Below are 20,568 nucleotides of genomic sequence, written 5' to 3'. Positions count from 1 at the left end.
TAAAGTTTATTTTTTGGTCATTCCTTTAAGGGCAAAGGCAATATTGGCTGGACGCTCAGCAAGTCGTCTCATAAAATATCCATACCAGTCACGTCCATATGGTACATACACACGCATTTTATAGCCTTCTTTAACTAGCTCTCTTTGTGTTGTAGAACGCATTCCATAAAGCATTTGAAACTCAAAAGTATGTTTAGGAATGTTGTATTCATCTACTAACCTCTTTGTGTACTCAATAATTGCATCATCATGAGTAGCAATTCCTGCATAATTTCTATTTAATAGATGTTTTTTGATGATTTTTTTGTAATTATTATCAACATCCTTTTTTTCAGGAAATGCTACTTTTGGAGATTCTTTATATGCACCCTTTACAAGACGTAAAAAGGGTTGATAACTGTTTAGATCATCTAAGTCTTTCTCTGTTCGGTACAAGTATGCTTGTATAACAGTACTTATATAGTGATAATCCTTTTTTAGATCTTTGAAGATTGATAGTGTATCTTGACAACGTTGTTCATCTTCCATATCAATTGTTACCATCACTTTATTCTTTTCAGCGGATTCCATGATTTTCATCATATTCTCATAAACTAGATCTTTAGAAATATCTAATCCTAGTGAAGTGAGTTTTAATGAAACATGAGAATCTAACTGCTGAGCAACAATGGTTTCAATTGTTTGAATACATTCTTCTGTACGCTCTCTTGCTACCGTTTCACTTCTAACAAACTCACCTAAGTGATCAACTGTAACCGATAATCCTTCATTATTTAATTCTTTAATAAATTTAATGGAGCTTGGAAAATCCATTCCACCAACAATCTTTCCAGAGGCAATATTAGTACCCCAATTTTGAGCGGCACGATTTAACGTTTTGTTGTTTGATAAATATAAAAATAGATCTCTTGTAATAACTGACACTATAAACACCTCCATTAAGAAGCAAGTAAGAGTTTGTTTCTTTACAAATATTTTACGATTTAACAGCGGATTTTCACAATGTAGCACAAATACAAAGATTTCATTACCTCGTTGTGTAAAACATACAACCAATAATAAACCGTTTACAAAGCTGTATATAAACTACCCGCTATATTTATACACTTCCACAGTTTTAGATAAGTTAAACAAGCTAAGTGAAATTCACTCATTTCTTTATGTCAAAGAAAGGTATGACTAGATGACCTTAGTTAATATTTATAAAAATAGGGCTTTGCCAATATAAAAGTTAAAAAGAGCATGTCTTAATAAAATTTATAGTATGATAGAAAAAGTAGCGTATTGAGGCGAGGAGGACAAAAAGTGAAAATAGCCATCTTTCTAGTGATTATTATTGGGGCTATCTCTTTAATAGGAACGATTTTAATTGGAGGCAAAGGTGATAAAGATTATGATGAGAATACAAAATCGAATATTTCTCGTTTATCATGGATTTATATTCTTCTAGGTATCGCTATTATTATCGCCTTCGCTATATACATAAAATAATGAACACAATACTTATTTCATTCTTCTTGGTTTAAATGTGAACAAATTAAGAAGAATTTTTTTGTAGATCAAAAGAAAGGGTTCATTAGGTTGACATTTCCTTTCAAACCGTTTAAAACGAAAGCGTATACAACAAATTAAACATATAATTGAAACCGATTTCACATACTTGTAAATAAATAGTATTAACATCAAAGGAGAATACAGAAATGAAACAGTTTGTTTTTTTAATTGACCTAGGAGAAGATAAAAGAGAATATAAAATTCCTGCATCAGGTATGACGGAGGCAGTTGCAAAATTAAAAGAAGTTAAAAACCAATTAAAACAAGAGAATTATGCAAAATTTAAAATTCAATTCAAAGGCGTTATTTATGAAAACGCTTCCTGATAGGTGGATGCATCGTTGAATCGCTACGACTACCAAAAGAAAGAGATCGTCCATGTGACGATCTCTTTCTTTTGGTTTATTTTTGAGCTTCTGAAGTCTTATCATGTATTTTCTCAAGCTTATGAAAATAAGCAGCAAATGATACATACGCGATAAGTGTTCCCATGAAAAATGGGATAAGGAATGTAAAAACTCCAATGCTCATATAAAGAATAATTGCGCTAGATACTAAAACCATTAAATTAATTAATGGATAAACCATGGTGAGAAAGAATGAATTCTTAATACTTGTAAATAGCTTTAACTCGGAATGCACAGTGTTTGAGAAGAAAAACACTGTCATTAAAAACAAAAATAAAAAGCCTACTAAAAAAAACGAACTTATAATAATATTCATCTTAGCAAAAAAGAAAAAATCCGCTCCCCATACTACCCAGATAAAGGTTAAGATTATTCCTCCTGTTAAGCTTCTCAGATAGTTGTCTTTATAATATTTCCAATACGATTTTAGTAATGGTACATCAAGATCACCCATCACCCATTTACGAACTACACCAAACATTGCCGTTGTTGCAGGGAAAAAGATAAAAGGTGCCAACACTGCAATAGTTAATAAAAACAAGAACATAGACGATTGATCTGTAGCAAAAAGTATAGAGAAAAGTAAATAACAAATTGGTAGATTAAACAAAATCCAAAGTATATTAATAACGGACAAACGCATAATCCATTCAAACACACGATTTAGTCCACCCATTAAACCACTCATCAGCAACATCCCACTTTCACATATAATACTAATTTTATTATACCACTTATCTGTATCCGATTACATCTGTAGGATTTTTACCTTTAAAGAAGCCCTTTACCAATTAATAAATAGGATAGAAGTATCTTTTTGTATCATTTATAGAATTTAGCTATACTGTAATAGAAAGGATGGGATTTTTCATGAGTTCACAAGACATTCAACAAATAATCGATGAACTGAAAATGGAATATATACGAGTGCAGGGAGATATTGAGAAATTAGAAGCAACAGGACACTCAACCGAAAAGCTTGAGAGTAAGTTACTTGAACTTGAGGAAGAACTATCAAAAATTCGTACTCAACTAAAAAATAGTTAAACGTGCTATATTATATGTACAACAACTTTTGAAAATAAATGAAAGATATAACGAAAGAAATACAGAGAGAACAAACCTCAAATGGTTTGTTCTCCCATAGTTCAACTATTAACTATTAATCTTCAATAGTAGCGTTACCATTTCTTACGTCGATATCAACTTTAATTCTGTTATCAGACTCTTGCTCAGCTTCTGTTTCCACTTTAGCTTCTGCTTTTGCTTCTAATTCAGCTTCTAGCTCAACTCTAACCTTTTGAATTGCTTTTAGCTCAGCCTCCAACTCAGCAAAAAGTGCAGCAATTTGATCATTACTATATCCCATTTAATATTCCTCACTTTCGTATAATATAATAGACTAACTTAATAGGTTAATTTACTACTAATCTTCAATTGAAGAGTTACCGTTTCTTACTTTAATGTCAACTTTAACTCTGTTATCAGATTCTTGCTCAGCCTCTGTTTCTACGTCAGCTTCTGCTCTTGCTGATAACTTAGCTTCTAGTTCCGCTTTCAATTTCTGAACGGCTTTAAGCTCTGCTTTTAATTCAGCAAAAAGGATAGCTAATTGATCATTACTATAACCCATACATCTTTCCCCCCTTTTCTCTTTACTTAATATAAAGTATGAAAATAATAGGATTTTGTATGGTTAATATAAATCAAGTAAAATACACATTTTCCTTTTTTTAACACAAAAAATATTTGATTTAACATTTCTCAAAAAAAATACACGATTTCCCCAATTTTATACAGCTGATCGAAACAACTATAAAGTGGGAAATTCGCGCATCATAAATTCGAAGTTTAGTTTCACCATAATTCTATTAAATACCTAATTTTTTTTAAGATTTGCCATATATTCTTGAAACGCTGATCTATTGCCATCAATTAGTTTTTCTAGTTTTTCGAATAATGTGCTTATATCTTCTTCATGATGATTCGACTTCATAAAGTGGTGATAAAAAAGGATGAAAGCATAAGCAATTCCCGTATTATCCACATAAACGATACCGTTACCACTCTGTTTGATACTGGCATTCCCGTTTTCATTTGTTAGTTGAGTAGAAATTGTATTTGAAAGTTCTTTTATATGTTTTTCAACAGAATTCTCAATCATTTTTTCTACTTTTCCTAAGATCTCCTGTTCCATATTACTGTAATCTTCGCTCATATTAACCTCTCCATATCATATATTCTCCTTTTATACTATGAACTTAAATTGTTATATGTATAGTTTGTTTTCCTAAACAAGTAAAGTTAATATGAGTTTTTTAAGATCTAATAGGCACTTTTTAAGAAGAATATTAAATTAGAACCTTTTAATTCAGGGAGTTGTCAAATTCTTTTCAACCGTGTAACAGCTAAAGTGTCTTTAACACACTCTTCGTCCGACCGATTGTTTCGTTAACGGAGTTCCAAAATATCATGGAGCAATTGAATTACCTTCAATATTGCAGATAAGTTAATGTCATTACATATATAGTAATATCACTCAAACGAATTTTTTCATTTAGAGTTGTAACCCCTCTCAGTCTCTAAAGCCAAATTTTCAAGCTTAAATTCTGTATAATATGCACCTTATGAGCAAAACACCCATATATTATTGTCAAAAGTAGATATAGGGAGGGATGAGATTGTCTACTAGCGCTTATATCAAAAAAAATGTTTTTCCCCAAGTTTTTGTAAAACCTCAGTTAGATCAAATGAATGTAAATCAACGTTTATATTATTCAAATAAAGTACTTAAGCATATTGAGAAACAAAAAGAAAAAAACGGTGCATTAGAAAAAGCACAAGAGGAATTATTTTGTGAGTTTAACGACCTATCATTGAAAAACAAAAGGTTAATGAGTGATTTTTGTCAGCATGTCGCAAAGCAGACGAACTTCACAGACTGGATCACCCAACATGTGAAGGAACAAGCTACCCTTCATGCAGAATTAGTTGATAAACAAAAAACTCATAGTCAAGATATACAATCTATTTCTCATAATGTTTCCAGTCTTTCTTCTACTCAAACAAATCATACGAACCAACTAACCAATCAAAAGCTGGAACTGGGAAAAATAAAAGAAGATGTCTCAAAAATAGATGAATTACAATCAACATACTCTAAGCAATTATCTGAATTTAATCATGAAACAGATCTTCTTAAGGATCAAGTCTTACGACAAGGCAAGGATAACGAAAGCCTTCTTCAAGAACAGGAAAACCTTAATCGTTTACTTTCAACTCAGCAAAAACAAATAGATACTCACTATCATGAGCTCTCTAATCAATTAGACGAACATAAAAAAGTTCATGATGAACTGAATCAGAAGTTGGCTAGTCAAGATGAAATGAACAATGATGTGGAACAACAATATAACAAGCTTAACGACCAGTTTCTTGCTCAAATTAAAATAAACGAAGATGTTACTTCTTCTATACATGATCATGAACAAAAAATGATTAACTTCTCAGACCGCTTGTCTCAACAAGAAGCCCTATACCAACTTCTTCACGTTAAACTGATGGATGTAGATGAGCAACATAATCACCTGTATCAGCAACTAAATGAACATGAAACCACTATTTCAAAGTTAGATGAACATTTACTAAATCATGATCATGTTCATAAAGACTTATATGAAGAACTCTTTTTTCAAAAAGAAGAACTACTTTATCAAGTGAAAAAGTATGAAGATATGTACAATGAGCTTCACAATAACATGAAGAAGAGAATAAAAGCTCTAAAACGTCACATCGCAAAAACAGTTGCTATGAATTTTGCTATGTTTAACTCCTCTACAGACCAGCAAACACAGTACGAACTCCCTACTTCAACTAATGAAGATGATAAAAAATATGGCGAATTGATACAAAAATTGAATGATCAAGTGAAAGTAAACATTGATCTAAAACGTGAACTTTCTAATACTAACTACAAAGGTCCATTTGTGGAATTATTTAAAGGGTTACCCTCGAATTTCCCAATTGATTCTATTTTAATTAACGGAAAGAATGTGGATGTGACTCGATTCTTAAATATAAGTTCTGAAGGTAGTATTGCTCATTTTACAGATGAGCTGCAGGTTAAAACATTCGATTGTAATAAGATAGATGGAGTGAACTGGGGGAAAGAAACATTAGAAACAAAACCGAATGATTATAATTGACAGTAAAAAGGGAGCGATACTTACTATATCGCTCCCACAATTGTTATTCTTCTTCTTCTTCTTCAGCTTCTACTTCTCCAAATGATAGTCCGTCAACTTTATTAGTGTCAACAACAACAACTTGACCGTCTTCACCGACAAAATAAGCACAACAGTCACACACATTTGAAATGTTTGTAACAGGTACTAATAAACCGTTTAAGAAAAGTCCTCCCATTGGATACCCTGGAGGTAGTTTTTTAAGAATATCCTCAATACAAGTTTTTTTGTAATCTGACATTACAAATTTCCCCTTTCAAATTTAATTCTCTGATTTTCAGAGTTAATATACTATATGAGGAAGATTCATTATTGTATAGACTAATATAATAGATAAATAAAAAGGGCATCCACAATAGCATAATAGACTAATAAACATTAGAAAAGCTTGGCTAATCGCCAATCCCTAATGGCGAATGCCTTAGCTTTTCTTAAACTATCATCCACAAAACTTATACTTCTGACAGTACAAAAAAGGTGCGTATTTATTAGCGCACCTTTAATTACTAGCATTTACTAGCTTTTTCCTCTTCTTCAGTTTCAGCTTCTCCAAATGATAAACCCTCAACTTTGCCTGCATCTACAACAACGACTTGACCGTTTTCACCGATAAAGTAAGCACAGCAATCACATACATTTGTAATAGCGGTAACAGGTACTTGTAAACCATTTAAAAAGATCGCTCCAACTGGATAACTAGGAGGAAGTTTTTTAAGAATATCCTCGATACAGCTTTTAGGCTTATGATCCTCGGGCTGTGCTGTAATAATTGATCCCAAGGACTAGGCTGCTGACTTTTGCCTTTACTACCTTTTTTTCCACTCATACTAATCCTTCCTTTCAAGTTAAATTTCTCAAAGCTTGAGAGATAATATAAACTATGAATGGAAATAGATTTCTGTATAGACAAGTGTCAAAACTAATAGAAAAAAAGGCTTATAAAAACTGAAAAATAGGCTAGTAAATGGCAGGTAAGGTTATGTGAGCCTATATAAACTAACAATCATCAAAGTCATCATCTTCTAGTTCCCCAAAGGAAATACCATCTATTTTCGCTATATCGAAAATAACAACCTGACCTTCTTCATTCACAAAATAAGCTACACACTTTTCACAATCCATATTAGAAAATGCCCAAACCTTTACTGGAAAACCATTTAGATAGATCGTATTAACAGGATAATTTGGAGGAATTGTCATTAATACATCATGTATACATTTTTTATTTTTTTCTTCCATTTTTCTCCCTCTTTGCCAATTATTTCTCTACCACGAGATAATATAGGATATTAAACTAGTGCCCTTTCTGTATGGACGAATAACTAGTTTCTATGGAGTAAGTTGCCTAATTTTCACTTCTAGAGGTATGCATAATGAACACTAACTTATGTTTCGTTCCCACACCTATTTTTAATAGATGAGACAAGTGCACTAATCATTATGTTATTTTCTTACATATTTTAAGTATGAACATAAAAATGAATATAAGGAGGCAATTCGTTAAATGTACTATGATGAATTTATAGAATTTATGGAGTTTAAGAAGTTTAATCGTCATTTGTCATCTAGCCACTGTTCATGTCATGACGAATTATTTCATGATAGGAATGACTGTTGTGATCGTGAATTCTCATGTAAAAGAACTCTAAGCAATGAATTTTCTTTTCGATTACGCAAGCTAATTGATTGCGATATAACAATCGAAATATTTTCCGGAGAAAATATCGAAAAAATAAGAGCGAAACTTGATTTTGTTGGAAGTGACTTTATTGAAGTGTGTCTAAAGCATGAGCATGAAAAACCTCATAAAGAATGGGAACATTATAAATTACCAAAAGAAAGAAATGAGTCCAAAAAAAGAATCATCCCTATGGAATCAATTAAATGTATTGATCTATAAGAATTTATAGTATTTAAAAGGACTCAGTGGCTCACACACATTAAGATGCCAGCTACTGAGTCTATTGCCTTTTAAAAACCTGTAAAACCTCTATAAATATATTCAGTCAGGAAGCTAGTAAGCTTTGTAAGAAGATCAAAAAATAAGAGGAGCCCCATAATGATCATCATAAGCCCTGACATTTTCATAAGCTTTTGACTATATTTTCTTAAGGAATTTGTTTTTTCTAGAAAAAAGGCCATCACAAAAAAAGGGATGGCAAATCCAAGCATATAGGACATCACGTAAAGAAATCCTTCCCCTGTATAAAGTCCAAGAGCAATAACCGAGGCAAGAATCGGCCCCACACACGGCGTCCATCCAGCTGCAAATCCAACCCCAATTAATACTGACCCCACATAACTTGAAGGACTCCATTTTAGCTTAATTCTTTTTTCTCTTAATAGAACCCTTGGCTTCAAGAGTCCGATCGTTACAAAGCCAAAAAACAGGATGAAAACTGCCCCTATTTGTCTAATTAAATCCTGGTACTGAATAAATATGTTACTTAGCCAAGAGGTTGAAATTCCTAACACAATAAAAATAATGGAAAAGCCCAATAAGAAAGATAGCGTGTGAAATATAACAATACGTTTTTTCCCATCTGCACCCTCGGTTATTTCCCGTGCAGATAATCCTGTCATATATGACAAAAATACAGGATATAAAGGTAGACAGCAGGGTGAGAGAAAGGACAAACATCCAGCTCCAAAGGCTAAGAAAACATTTACATCAATCACCATTATTCATCCACAACTAGCTCTTCCATTGCAAGTAGAATATCATCTACTTTAACTGCATTGTTTTGATTCGCCATATCATAAAGACCTCTTATTTGCTGCTTCCCATCAACTAAAAACATGGTTGTGTTATGTGCAATAAAGTCACCTTCGAGTTTCTTGTATTTCATATGATAAAGGTCTGCAATTGCTTGTGTCTCCTCTTCAGACCCCCTCAGAAATTTCCATCCCTCAGGACTGGCCTCAAAAGCCTGAGAATATTCTTTAACCACTTCAATGGTGTCGTTCTCAGGGTCAAGAGTAACAGCCACCAGCTCTACCTTATCTCCAAAAAGACCTTTTTTTTGAAGCTCGGATTGTAATGTTTGAAAATCAACCATAGTGAGTGGGCAAATATCTGGACATTTTGTGTAAAAAAAGGTCAATAATTTGACTTTTCCATTATCCGAGTTATAGCTTTGTTCATCAATTGATTGCAAAATAAATGGTTCTACTTTATCTAGAACAGGAAGCTTTTCTTCTCTTGGCCAAACAGAATAAATAAGAAAAAAACCTACTAAGATAAACATAGCAGCCAGACCATTTACTATCACTTTTCTATTCTTCAAATTAATTCCCCTCCTGGACGGTTAAAGGGACTTCATTCATAACATGCTGCTCTTTTGCTGTAACATGATACATGACCTTATAAGAACCGGATTCCTCGAGCATAAGGTCAACGACATACATCCCCTTTCCGTCATAAGTCGCTTCATACGTTTCTTTCTCTGATTCTTCTCCATCCTTCCATACATCTATTCGTACATCATCTGCATGATTTATATCATTGTCCATTTGAGTAATATGGAGCTGTATAGAAAATGAAACACCTGCTTCTATCTCCTTTGGATTAAGCTTAACTGAAACATCTAAAAATTCTTCTTGGCCCTTCATATGTTCATGATGACTAGAAGGGCTCTGACAAGCACTCACAAAGAAAAACAAGAAGGACGTCATAATCATATTTGTTAGCTTTCTCATTATATTACCTCCCATTTTTTAACATTCTATGTTTTGTGTGTGATACCGGTCTATGATATTAGCGGATTTTCAGTACTTTAGACATACGTTTAATCCCTTTTCATTGGAAAAACATACCATGATTATTATAGGGTTAATTAAGATGGATAACTCATGCAGTTGTCCTTATCGTTATCTTCCCTATGAAAGTATAAGTTGAATTAATTAAAGGAGGAAAAAGCATGAACTATCATGACCATGATAAACAGTATGATTATCATCATGACTATCACAAATGTAAAAAGCATGGAAACGATTTCCATGATGATTGCCATGAATGTCGTGAACACCGTCGTCATCATCACGACGACCACTGTCCTAAATGTAAGAAACCTCGGCACCGTCATCACGACTGTGATTGTAAGAAACATGATCACAAGCATCATCACCATCACGACTGTGATTGTAAGAAACATGATCACAAGCACCATCACCGCCATGACTGTGATTGTAAGAAACATGATCACAAGCATCATCACCGCCATGACTGTGATTGTAAGAAACATGATCACAAGCACCATCACCACCACGACTGTGATTGTAAGAAACATGATCACAAGCACCATCACCGCCATGACTGTGATTGTAAGAAGTGTGATCATCATGATCATTTTGAAACTTGTAAGCATCCAGTTATTTTTGACAGACGCTTTGTCGTAAAAGAATGTGACTTTCAGCATCATGATTCTTTTGACTGCCACGACGATTTTTGCTTAAACAATCACTTTATTTGTGATGATCGCTTCCGTTTCCGATTAGCTGGCCTAGAAGGAGGAATGGCCTTTAGACTTCGCCAATTAATTGATTGTGATGTAAAAATTGAACTCGAATGTGAAGAAGAGGAAATGCTTCAAGGCAGGATCTGTTTCGTTGGAGCTGATTTTGTAGAGATTGATGTTATGAAGAAAGAAAAGAAGAAGAAAAAAGTAAAAAGAAACCGACTCATGAAGAAAAGAGTTATTAAAAAGGAAAAAAGATGTAAAGAGAAAAAAGATGAGTTTCGTATATTACCATTTGAATCTATTAAGTCACTTTCTATTATGGAAAAAAAGGATGATTGCTGCTAATACTAACTCCGCCTAATTCTCTTTTTCTACCCTTTTATCCCTTTCAATCTAGTATTCCCCGCATAAGATATACTATCTGATTTTGAAGGGAGGTGAAATTATGAGCTGTTCATGCAAAAAGAAGAAATCTTGCTGTTGTCGTTCACTATGTCATGATGACTTCCACTTTGACCACTTTTTTAAACATCGTTGCGATTCTTTCCATTCTCACTTTAGACATTCTTGTTTCCCACGTTTTAGACATTCTTGCTGCTCTCGCTTTAGACATCATGACCATTGCTGCTAGATAATCTTCTTTTCATTAAACGATGTGGCATTAAATGCTGAGATTCGCTTTGCGAATTCTCGGCATTTTTTGTGTTAACTAATCCCATATTCAAAAAGAAACTCCCCTACCATATGATAGAGGAGTAACAGTAAACTATTTAATCAATCTACATCAAGACACTCTTTAAATTTCATAAAGCAAACTACATTTAGAGGAATTTCACGATCTTCTTTACCTTCTCTACATATCGTGATAGATTCACGCGACAAATCTATAAGTTTACCTTTAACTAGTTGATTGTCCAATTTCACCTCAACCTCTTTATCCAAAAGTAGAAGGAGAAAGTTATTTAGACGTATTCGGAAAAATAGTTGAATTAATTCAGGAGATGATGAAACGACCTCTCCAAAATTATAGGCTAAAGCGCGTCTAAAACATGGGTCAATATTAGTTAATTGAGGTTCTTCTATAGTTTCATGAAGAGGCTCCTCTGATTTAATAAGACAAATCTTTTCAAAAGGAATAAGGAAGAAAGTATCCTCTTGCTTCAATTGAACAAAATCCCAGCCAACGAGATTAACACACCCTTTAGGTCTTCTTGCAAGTAATTTTCTCTTCAGCAATCGTTTCTTTTTTACTGACATTCTCTTTTTTGTTGCTAATAATTCTTCTTCACAGGTTAACTTCACCTTAATAAACAGACCCATTAAACCATCAAAAGCATCTCTTCTAGCTTCTTCAGGCTGCTCACCAGATAATGCTAGGTTTAATAATAATTCATTTACTACATCAATTCTTTCTTCTAATTCACGCTGAACATCCTCTGGTAAACAAGTGGTTGGCGATGGAAACTTTGGTGTGGCTATTTTATCAGGGCAGCATTGTTCTGGAATACAAAAGTCATCGGGTGCATCCGGTGGAACGACCTCTGGACAACCGAATTCACAGCTTTCAAATTTCTCAATCACATTTTTCCCTCCTTTCGAAGTTGGGGAGGAATCCCCTTCCTCCCCTATTTCTATTCTTTTAATGTTGGCAAATGTTTTTGAAGCTCCTCATGAACACGAATGATTCCCCACATTCCTTGTTCAATGTCCCATCTGATATTTCCTGAACGGTACATATAATCACCTGGGAAGTTAAAGATCCCTCCAGCTCCACCAATGATTTCTAGATTTTCAGCTGCTCCAGCAATGATATGGCCAACAAAGGAAGTAACACGAGAATCAATATCCTTTGCATCAAATTTCCACTTATGTCCATGTAAATGGAACGTATGTGAACGTCTTCGTTCTGAAGGATTTGTTAAGCGAATTGTAATTGGATCTCCTGGATATGCTTCAAAAACAGGTGTTGAAGGATCACCGAAAACTTTAGAACTAAATAAATCACCTAAAATTGGATGTTCCCGATATCGATTGATTAAACGCTCTGTTCGATAGTTAAACCCACGTGAACCAAAATCATACGTGTCTACTTCTTCATCAGGATCAGGTTGTGGGAGGATACCGTCTATTGGATCAATAATAAGCTGATCTTTTTTATCAACGAGTCTGACTCCATCATGCATAATTAATACGAATTCTCTTGTCTCCGGTAAAAATGGGTTTTTAAGGACAACATTGGCTCAGTATTCACCTCACACAATGTGTATGGGTCATGATAGGTTGTGAACCTTGGTTCAGCAATAAATGCACCAAATGTACCAAACGAGCGATGATTACGTAAATCAGCTACATCCCACATTGCACATGTTCCATGAGCACCATCCACAAACCATCGATATGTGATTTTCTCATCTGGACCAACCGTTTGATCTGGGTTAAATCCTACCGTATCACCACTCGATGTTTTCACATCATAGTCTAGTAGACTAGTATGAAGAGATATTCTAAGTGAAGGTGGATAGAAAGCTTGCTCCTTTACTGGTGGATAAGGATGAATACCGTCTGGGAATGGAAACAGATCAAATTTTAATTTACTTGTTAGCGTGACCTCTATTAAGTCCCCTACATTTCCTCTTAAAACAAGTGGTTCAGGATTCTTTTTGCCACATAAAATATCTTCAACATCTTCTTCAAGGGCAAAAATAATACCAAATGGATCGTGATCACCAAACTTATTGTAAATAATTGGTGTTTGGAAACATACCACATCGTATTTTCTCACAGGAGCATCACAAAATGCCCTAGGTGGCATTGAACATAAAGGATCAGCCAATTCAGGTGGCTTACCTGTAACTTCAGGTAATGGCTTTGTTCTTGGTGGTGGACATGGTCGATCTGGTAGTACGATCAAATCATCAACCAGTTGATCATAAGCCCGTATTAAGCCCCAAGTTCCTAACCAAACGTCCTCTTCATCTTCAAAGGCCCATAAATAATCACCTGCTAGTGGGACTTCTGTTTCAAATGTGAATGATTCAGATATTCCTATGTGCTGTTGAGCTTGAAACATGGAATCTAAATCAGCCCGTTCCGACTTCCACTTTAGACCGTGTAGATTAAAGCTATGAGATTCTTCGTGCGCCCCTTGCAGCAAGCGGATTCGAATTGGATCACCTTCATAGGTTCTTAGAATTGGTGTGACAGGATCTCCATGAACGTATGAACTAAACGAATAGGCTGGATCACAGTCTTTTCCTAATCTAAATTGTAATGGTTCATTTTTATAATTGACCCCAAATACACCTGGATCTTCAAGTGATCCTGGGAATTCAGGTGGTTGGATAGGACAGCCATCTTTATCAAAAAGATAAGCAAAATCCTGTACAAAGAGAGATTGATCTCGATAATCAGGGATAAGTGGGTTCACAACGGTTACTTGAGTACCGTAATCCGTCTCTTCTCCTGTACGACTATCAAAAAATTTTGAAAACCTAGGCTGAATAATACCTGCACCAAAAATCCCATGCTGCTCATGTGAAGTCGCATTCAAATGATCATGGTAAAAGAATGCCTTTAATTCGGTATCAGCATACCATTCATAACGTATTGTCTGACCAGGTAGGACCGAGCTATCATAATTCCAACCTACATTTGCACCATCAGTGACTAACACATCAAATTTTACAAAATGAATGTGAAAACCCACTTCATAAGTTCTTGTTACAAGTTGGAATGCATCACCGTCAAGAATGTGAGGTAACAAATTTGTAAAATTCATTCGAATACACGAACTAGCAGGTATTTGTAAAACAAGGGGCTCAGGCTCTTTTCTACCTGCGAGTACATCATCTAAATCTTTATCTAGTACATAGAACCTCCCTTTCGGATCGTGCCAGCCTTGTCGATTATAAATAATCGGTAACTCAATAAGAGATACGTTATATTCAACAACAACAGGATTAGACAAACATGAATCAACAAATACTGCACCTGGTCTAGCATTAGGAACCGCTGCATTTTTTTCTAGTTCAGTCATTTCCCGGCCACCAACGATCCCAAGTGGAGGCCGAGGTGCTTTACATCCTACTTTACCTGGAATAAAGTTCGGGAACCCAGGATTTTCTTTTGTTGGCTGCGGTGGACAAGGTCGATCAGGTAAAGGTTGTAGCGGCGCAATTGGTACACCGTTTGGATAACACTGGCTTCCATCTTGTAGAGTGTCGAAAATACGATTAATTCCCCACATCCCTGCTTCAAAGTGTGGATATAAATGACAGTGGATAATCGCATCACCGAATGCTCCGTGAAGACTTCCGAGTCCATAAAGTGGGCTAACATCATAGTGCGATTGAGGACTAATCGCTTGTGAATCAACAATTTCTGATAATGTATTGCTTGGATCACGAAGCCATTGATGGACATGATAGTGAAAAACATGCGTTTCTTTTGAAGCACCATGAATCAATCTTATAATAGCCGGATCGCCTTTATACCCTCTTAATATCGGAGTAGCTGGATCACCAAATACCCAAGAATCATGGTGGACTTCTTCTCCTTCAAGTTCTGGACTAACAACACCTTCTTCAATTAACCTTAATCTATTTCTCAATGGTTCATATCGTAAGTTAACTCCATGAAACGATTCAGATTCCTGATTTGTAATTGGATTTAAAGGTCTGTTTCCTGTTAAGTCATTCACTTCCATTTCGTCATTAAAAAACCATGCATACTCTCTAAATGAAGGCAGAAATGGGTTGTGGATATCCGCATAAACACCACTATTTATTGGACCACCCGTGACAGGATCGGTCCACCAGGAGCCTCTTTTTTCAACGAGCAGGGCACCAAATAATCCTTGAATACTTGAACCTTCTTCTGTACTTGCAACATTACCTAAGTCTGTAAAAAAGTAGGTTCCTTCTTTAGTAGCAAAAATTTTATACAAAATTGATTCTCCACACTCAACTAATGTGTTTGGGTTAAAGCCTACATTAGCCCCATCAGATGTTAATACATCATAATCCGCTTCTTGAAAGTGCATACCTGCAGCAAAAGGTAGTTGATTTTCAAAAAGAATTTCCACTACATCCCCTTCATTTGCACGTATTGTTAGTGGCTGCACTAAATCTACAGGGGTAAACGGATTTTTACGAACGCAGTCTCTTACTTCATCTACGTTCTCTTTTAACACGTATATTCTTCCATCCGGGTTGTAGTCTCCAAAATTGTTAACAACAATTCGAATGGGTATCGCAACGACATGGTATCGCCGTATCATAGTGTCCCTCCTTTCTATTAGTCTGATAGTTCAGGAATTTCCACTCCACCTTCTTGTTCAATATAAAAAACCTCAATATTATGAATGTGAATAAACCAAGTTCGATTCTCTAACTGAGCAAAATGAGTCGCTTCAACGTCTATTAAAACCATATCCTCCATTACATCCAGGATTTCACCGACAAACATAAAGGGATACGATGGAGTAAGAATAAATGCTCGTTTCCCAATATTCTCAGTAAAATGATCCGTTATTGCTTGGTCACGAATAACATTGATCGTTGGGCCATTCGAATTTACGTTCACTTTTTAATCATCTTCCTTTCCAATTCATGTTAAATAAGTGGAAATCTCTCATCACAATCAAAATTCGGAGTAAATTGGGCAATTTTTTCAAGTGGTATCGATAATGGAGTCGGAAATTGATAAAATGGTGCATTTAATATTTTTATCGTGGCAGGACTTATCGTGACATGACCTATTTCTACCTCAACTATAGGTCCGCAGAAAATCGGACGAAATGTTTGACCTAGCAAATTTAATTGAGATGCTTCTGTTATAATTAAGACATCCTCACCAATTAACTTTTTCAGCTCTCTAAAAATTTCATCTTCAGTATTCAAATCTAATTCCTCCTTTCGACCTAATATTATATAGTATTAGAAACACGAAACATTGTTTCATATAACAACCTATATTTTGGAAAAAAAAGTTAAAAATGATAAGAAGCGCAAACTTTGTATTGAGTTAATTTTTTCTAAATCAATGTCCAATTTGCTCTTCCCGGATTTGATAATTAGTACATTATTTCTTATATCTGCGATTTGACCCGAGCGAGTTCCATCTGTTATATGAACTTTCACCCATAAACCCTTCCATGTATTTAAATTCGTACGCAAAGTCTCCTCATAAAATTGCTGAATTAATGCATCACGTTTTGAAACAGTCTGTCCAAATTCATAGAGCAATTTTCTTTTTAGATCATTATCGAAAATAAACGATTGATGGCTGTTTGAATAGTTTGGAATACCAGAAGGGATATTGGCGGAAAGAATAGACTGATATGGAAACCAAATGCGATCCTTCAAGTTAGTAATCATCACAAAATCTCTTCCTACCGCTGTTACTTTTCCAAGAGTACGAACGGCCTCCTCTCCATGTTGTGAATAAATCTCTACTTGCTGATATCGCTTCATTTTAAAGAATTTTTTTAACATCAGAGGTTTTCTTTGACTTGGAAATGCTTTAGTTATGTTAAATAAGTTTGCTTGTTCCATATACTCATTAAATATCCGTATTTCTTCTATTGATGTTGAGCCTGATGGAGATGTAATTCGTTCCCCATTTTCATATATAAGATCTTTTTTTCTCTCTTCTTTCTGTCTTTCTTCCAACAGCTTTTTCACATATTGATCATGTCGAATACCTGTTTTCAAAACTTTCACCTCCAGATAAAATTTCTATTAGTCTATGTGTCAATAAAGATCTTGCTAGTTATCTTGGTTAAACTGGGATTATACTTTCATTGCATATAACAATAGAAGGGTTGTAAGAAGATGAAGAAATAAACCAAATAGACCGAAAAAGAGGACCAGCTCTTGCTGATTATAAATTTGTGTAGGAAGGCTACAAATTGAAGGATCTAATGAAACTGCTCCTATCATCGTCCCCATTACGGCGCCTGTGCCACCACTGTAAATGCCTGCAATTAGAGTTTGCGAGTTTAATAAAGAACCTATCGTCACCCCTACAGCTACACCGATGATAAGATTCATAAAGCTGATCACAATAAAATGATTAGAGAATAAATAAAAAAGGTTGTTTGTGATCACAAGACTTACAATATTACCTCCTGTTATTGAAACGATAAACCCGAAACGATCACTAAAAAGATAGCGAGAACGAAATAAGATTCGATAACCAAATAACGAAATAAGACAGTTTGTTATTAAGATTGTCAACACAATGGCGTTCAATTTTTTCACCTATCTTAAGAAGAATTTTTTGATGAAAGAATAAGTAATCCAAATGCTCCAATAATACAGAACTCAAGAAACAGAATAAATATCGTTCCACTTGCTGCTGCACCGATCATAGGGGACATAATTCCCATCATCAATCCATTGATAAAGCCTGTTAATAACGTTTGATAATCAAAAAGCCCACCAAATAAGCTACCTATTATTAATCCTGTTATTGTTGCAACAATAGTAATTTCTAGAAAATGAAGCGGAAATTGATTAATTAGAATAACTCCCGTGCCGATCGCAATGCTACCACCAGTAACCATCGCTATGTTCATGCCTAAATGAAAACCAATTAACTTTCGTCTTTTATAAAAGTATATATACGTTAAAACTGACACAACAAGATTCATATAAATCAAAACGCCATACCATTCGGACATGTTTATCACCTCTATATTAAAATATGAATCTTATAAGAACATGTTCCTAATAGCCAAGCTTCATTTTTAAAACTCCTAAATGACATGTAACCATTTCCATGTAAAAATAGATACTCGCTTATACATTCCTCAGTAATCTTTATATCTTATATTATTAAATTCGATTCTAATACATCGAGAAAGGTTGTTTCAGCTGTATGTTCAATTACATGAAAAATGATTCATTTATAACAAGAAACATTCAGACTCCTAAAGAGATTGAAGTAAGTATTATTATTCCGTCTTACAATAAATATCCATTGAATTTAATCACTCTTTACTCTCTAGAAAAACAACACTTTGATCTTTCGAAAGTAGAGGTTTTTTTGTTAGATGATGCTTCCACAGATCAAACACCCGAACTATTAGAGAATTACCACCCCCCTTACCATTTTCACTATATTCGCTGTAAATCAAACAACGGTCGAGCAAAAGTAAGAAATTTAGGTATTCAACAAGCATGTGGAAAAGTCATTATTTTTTTAGATGCCGAAATGTACGTAGAACCAAGTTTTATTCAAAATCATTATCAATATCATCAACAAAAAAACAACTTAATTGTAACGGGTGCCATGTCCTATAACGCCTTGTATTCATGTATTTTTCCAAGCTTTAAACCAGAACAAGTGCAAGAAATTAAGGAGATGATTAAAGGCGATCCAAAGCTTTCATCTCGATCTTTAGAATATCAACACTCATTGTCAACGCCTTTTCCTTTGCTAGAAAATAGTGACTTTGATGATGGAAGCTACAAAACCTTATGCTTTGAAAAATCTTCGTGGTTTAGCTTCATATTGGAGCAATACGGCTCTAACTTAGATGGATTTTCATTTCCGTGGATGGCTTTTTTAACAGGCAATGTTTCCTTAAGAAAATCTTTGCTAGATAAAGTCGGTGGATTTGACGAGGATTTTGTGGGCTACGGCTACGAAGATTGGGAGCTTGGATACCGTCTATATGAGGCAGGTGCGGAATACTTAGCAAGTGATAAAGTGATTAGTTATCATCAAGAACATCCCATCAGCTCGGATAATTGGCAAGAAGCGATCGAGAATTATTATCTTTTTCTAACAAAACATCCTGATATCGACGTTCTTATTTTAGGAATTGAGTTAAGTCAACTAGCAAATCTATATGAGATGAATGAAGTACTTATGGAATATTATGATTTTCTGGAGAATGACCTTTATGAATTTTTATTGTTCAACAAAATGTTTATCAAGATCCTTGTAACGATTTCTTTACTGTTAAAAATAGATGTCAGGCATAAAAACATCTTGGGTGCAACAGGTTTATCTATAGAACAGAAAAATGATTTGCTCAGTGAATTGATGAAACTGAACAAATTAAATCGTTACAACAAGTTAACTAAATTAACTGAAAAGATCATCTTTACTTAACTCAATAACTTAAAGGGAGTAATACCGATGAAAGTATCTATTATTACCTGTACGATAAGAGATCAGTTCATGGACAATGTCTTTACAAATTATGAACAACAGCAATGGAATGAAAAAGAGCTAATTATCATCCTAAATAAAGATGATTTAGTTCTAAGTAAGTGGCAGAAAGAAGCCGAGAAATATCCGAATGTCCGCGTGTTTCAATTACATGAAGGAGCCACATTAGGAGACTGTCTTAATTTTGGCATTTTAAAAGCGAATTATGACTACATTGCGAAATTTGATGATGATGACTACTATGGCCCAAACTATCTCTCAAACTCCATGAGAGTATTTGAAAATGATGAAATCTTTATTCTTGGAAAAAGTTCATATTACGTTTATTTTACAAATAAAAAGGCACTAATGCTTATTCAAAACAAAGAGAACTCTTATGATGATACAGTTTCAGGAGCAACACTCATTTTTAGAAAAGAAGTTTATAACAAGGTACAGTTTCAAAAAAGAACAAGAGCTGAAGACTACTTTTTTATTGAAGATTGCAAAAAGAACGGGTATTTCAAGTCGGTTTTACCCAATTATAATGAGCCACCAATAAAAAGTAACATTCAAAAAACTAAATTAGAAACTGAAAAGAACTCTGAGAAAAAATCTCTAGACCTAAAAGAAGTCTATAAGACCATGTTAAAAAATACCCTTCAAAAATACCAAAACCCTGACTATACAAAATAAATCGGGTCCAAGTAAAATCGAGATCTTTTTAGATCTCGTTTTATA

25 protein-coding genes and 1 pseudogene are annotated in these 20,568 nt (G+C 34.4%); 8 read left to right on the top strand and 18 right to left on the bottom strand.

Going from position 1 to position 20,568, the window contains the following annotated elements; translation table 11 throughout:
- Positions 1-6 precede the first annotated feature (6 nt).
- A complete protein-coding gene (locus tag LPC09_RS06905) occupies positions 7-924 on the bottom strand; it encodes a proline dehydrogenase family protein (RefSeq protein ID WP_098798461.1) in 918 nt (305 codons plus the stop codon).
- A 381-nt stretch (positions 925-1,305) separates the two neighbouring features.
- Between LPC09_RS06905 and LPC09_RS06900 the strand changes: the two genes are divergently transcribed.
- Positions 1,306-1,491 carry a hypothetical protein gene (locus LPC09_RS06900; protein ID WP_098798460.1) on the top strand — a complete coding sequence of 62 codons (186 nt, stop codon included), beginning with the start codon at positions 1,306-1,308 and terminating at the stop codon, positions 1,489-1,491.
- A 209-nt stretch (positions 1,492-1,700) separates the two neighbouring features.
- Positions 1,701-1,880 (top strand): hypothetical protein, encoded by a 180-nt coding sequence (locus tag LPC09_RS06895; protein WP_098798459.1) that lies wholly within the window; start codon positions 1,701-1,703, stop codon positions 1,878-1,880.
- 76 nt (positions 1,881-1,956) lie between these two features.
- On the opposite strand, the gene LPC09_RS06890 is transcribed toward LPC09_RS06895, so the two are convergent.
- Positions 1,957-2,649, bottom strand: coding sequence for a YesL family protein (locus tag LPC09_RS06890; RefSeq protein ID WP_176551147.1), 693 nt, complete (start codon positions 2,647-2,649; stop codon positions 1,957-1,959).
- Between the two features lie 182 nt (positions 2,650-2,831).
- Here LPC09_RS06890 and LPC09_RS06885 point away from each other — a divergent pair, with 182 nt between their 5' ends.
- Positions 2,832-3,008 (top strand): SE1832 family protein, encoded by a 177-nt coding sequence (locus LPC09_RS06885; protein ID WP_098798457.1) that lies wholly within the window; start codon positions 2,832-2,834, stop codon positions 3,006-3,008.
- 115 nt (positions 3,009-3,123) lie between these two features.
- Here the strand turns inward: LPC09_RS06885 and LPC09_RS06880 are convergent, their stop codons facing one another.
- From LPC09_RS06880 to LPC09_RS06870, 3 genes are all read right to left on the bottom strand, one after another.
- The gene (locus tag LPC09_RS06880) at positions 3,124-3,330 is read right to left on the bottom strand and encodes a hypothetical protein (RefSeq protein ID WP_098798456.1); all 207 of its coding nucleotides are present in this window, start codon (positions 3,328-3,330) and stop codon (positions 3,124-3,126) included.
- 57 nt (positions 3,331-3,387) lie between these two features.
- Positions 3,388-3,594, bottom strand: coding sequence for a hypothetical protein (locus tag LPC09_RS06875; RefSeq protein WP_098798455.1), 207 nt, complete (start codon positions 3,592-3,594; stop codon positions 3,388-3,390).
- 246 nt (positions 3,595-3,840) lie between these two features.
- Positions 3,841-4,179 (bottom strand): hypothetical protein, encoded by a 339-nt coding sequence (locus tag LPC09_RS06870; RefSeq protein ID WP_098798454.1) that lies wholly within the window; start codon positions 4,177-4,179, stop codon positions 3,841-3,843.
- 463 nt (positions 4,180-4,642) lie between these two features.
- Here LPC09_RS06870 and LPC09_RS06865 point away from each other — a divergent pair, with 463 nt between their 5' ends.
- The gene (locus tag LPC09_RS06865) at positions 4,643-6,166 is read left to right on the top strand and encodes a coiled-coil domain-containing protein (RefSeq protein ID WP_231309297.1); all 1,524 of its coding nucleotides are present in this window, start codon (positions 4,643-4,645) and stop codon (positions 6,164-6,166) included.
- A 43-nt stretch (positions 6,167-6,209) separates the two neighbouring features.
- On the opposite strand, the gene LPC09_RS06860 is transcribed toward LPC09_RS06865, so the two are convergent.
- From LPC09_RS06860 to LPC09_RS06850, 3 genes are all read right to left on the bottom strand, one after another.
- Entirely contained in the window at positions 6,210-6,446 is a 237-nt protein-coding gene (locus LPC09_RS06860; protein ID WP_098798452.1) for a hypothetical protein, read from the bottom strand.
- A 265-nt stretch (positions 6,447-6,711) separates the two neighbouring features.
- Entirely contained in the window at positions 6,712-6,984 is a 273-nt protein-coding gene (locus tag LPC09_RS06855) for a hypothetical protein (protein ID WP_231309296.1), read from the bottom strand.
- 217 nt (positions 6,985-7,201) lie between these two features.
- A complete protein-coding gene (locus LPC09_RS06850; RefSeq protein WP_098798450.1) occupies positions 7,202-7,444 on the bottom strand; it encodes a hypothetical protein in 243 nt (80 codons plus the stop codon).
- A gap of 265 nt (positions 7,445-7,709) precedes the next feature.
- Between LPC09_RS06850 and LPC09_RS06845 the strand changes: the two genes are divergently transcribed.
- On the top strand, positions 7,710-8,105 hold the full coding sequence (locus LPC09_RS06845) for a hypothetical protein (RefSeq protein WP_098798449.1): 396 nt from the start codon (positions 7,710-7,712) through the stop codon (positions 8,103-8,105).
- A gap of 71 nt (positions 8,106-8,176) precedes the next feature.
- Here LPC09_RS06845 and LPC09_RS06840 read toward each other — a convergent pair whose 3' ends face one another.
- The 3 genes from LPC09_RS06840 to LPC09_RS06830 are packed head-to-tail and all read right to left on the bottom strand — an operon-like array spanning position 8,177 to position 9,904.
- Positions 8,177-8,887: a cytochrome c biogenesis CcdA family protein gene (locus LPC09_RS06840; RefSeq protein ID WP_331275795.1), complete on the bottom strand. Its 711-nt coding sequence runs from the start codon at positions 8,885-8,887 to the stop codon at positions 8,177-8,179.
- The gene (locus LPC09_RS06835) at positions 8,887-9,492 is read right to left on the bottom strand and encodes an SCO family protein (protein WP_098798448.1); all 606 of its coding nucleotides are present in this window, start codon (positions 9,490-9,492) and stop codon (positions 8,887-8,889) included. Before LPC09_RS06835 ends, LPC09_RS06840 begins: the two co-directional genes overlap by 1 nt.
- Position 9,493: 1 nt before the next feature.
- The gene (locus tag LPC09_RS06830; protein WP_176551146.1) at positions 9,494-9,904 is read right to left on the bottom strand and encodes a FixH family protein; all 411 of its coding nucleotides are present in this window, start codon (positions 9,902-9,904) and stop codon (positions 9,494-9,496) included.
- A 221-nt stretch (positions 9,905-10,125) separates the two neighbouring features.
- On the opposite strand from LPC09_RS06830, the gene LPC09_RS06825 reads away from it, so the two are divergent.
- Positions 10,126-11,010 (top strand): hypothetical protein, encoded by an 885-nt coding sequence (locus tag LPC09_RS06825; protein ID WP_231309295.1) that lies wholly within the window; start codon positions 10,126-10,128, stop codon positions 11,008-11,010.
- Positions 11,011-11,439: 429 nt separating this feature from the next.
- On the opposite strand, the gene LPC09_RS06820 is transcribed toward LPC09_RS06825, so the two are convergent.
- The 7 genes and pseudogenes from LPC09_RS06820 to LPC09_RS06790 form a co-directional block, all read right to left on the bottom strand.
- Entirely contained in the window at positions 11,440-12,246 is an 807-nt protein-coding gene (locus LPC09_RS06820; protein ID WP_098795973.1) for a hypothetical protein, read from the bottom strand.
- A gap of 50 nt (positions 12,247-12,296) precedes the next feature.
- Positions 12,297-15,943: pseudogene (locus tag LPC09_RS06815) on the bottom strand (multicopper oxidase domain-containing protein).
- Between the two features lie 17 nt (positions 15,944-15,960).
- Positions 15,961-16,248 (bottom strand): hypothetical protein, encoded by a 288-nt coding sequence (locus tag LPC09_RS06810; RefSeq protein ID WP_231309294.1) that lies wholly within the window; start codon positions 16,246-16,248, stop codon positions 15,961-15,963.
- Positions 16,249-16,277: 29 nt separating this feature from the next.
- Positions 16,278-16,565, bottom strand: a complete 288-nt coding sequence (locus LPC09_RS06805) for a hypothetical protein (protein WP_098795975.1) — start codon at positions 16,563-16,565, stop codon at positions 16,278-16,280.
- A 69-nt stretch (positions 16,566-16,634) separates the two neighbouring features.
- The gene (locus tag LPC09_RS06800; RefSeq protein WP_098795976.1) at positions 16,635-17,378 is read right to left on the bottom strand and encodes a hypothetical protein; all 744 of its coding nucleotides are present in this window, start codon (positions 17,376-17,378) and stop codon (positions 16,635-16,637) included.
- A 78-nt stretch (positions 17,379-17,456) separates the two neighbouring features.
- Positions 17,457-17,918, bottom strand: coding sequence for a hypothetical protein (locus tag LPC09_RS06795; protein WP_098795977.1), 462 nt, complete (start codon positions 17,916-17,918; stop codon positions 17,457-17,459).
- 14 nt (positions 17,919-17,932) lie between these two features.
- Positions 17,933-18,349 (bottom strand): hypothetical protein, encoded by a 417-nt coding sequence (locus LPC09_RS06790; RefSeq protein WP_098795978.1) that lies wholly within the window; start codon positions 18,347-18,349, stop codon positions 17,933-17,935.
- A gap of 197 nt (positions 18,350-18,546) precedes the next feature.
- Here LPC09_RS06790 and LPC09_RS06785 point away from each other — a divergent pair, with 197 nt between their 5' ends.
- A complete protein-coding gene (locus LPC09_RS06785) occupies positions 18,547-19,788 on the top strand; it encodes a glycosyltransferase family 2 protein (RefSeq protein WP_098795979.1) in 1,242 nt (413 codons plus the stop codon).
- 27 nt (positions 19,789-19,815) lie between these two features.
- Positions 19,816-20,523, top strand: coding sequence for a glycosyltransferase family 2 protein (locus LPC09_RS06780; protein ID WP_098795980.1), 708 nt, complete (start codon positions 19,816-19,818; stop codon positions 20,521-20,523).
- The last annotated feature ends 45 nt before the right edge of the window (positions 20,524-20,568 follow it).

This window comes from Metabacillus sp. B2-18, from assembly GCF_021117275.1.
In the GTDB taxonomy this organism is placed as follows: domain Bacteria; phylum Bacillota; class Bacilli; order Bacillales; family Bacillaceae; genus Metabacillus.
The sequence above is the reverse complement of the archived record's forward strand: the minus strand, read 5'-3'. Positions and strand labels throughout refer to the sequence as shown.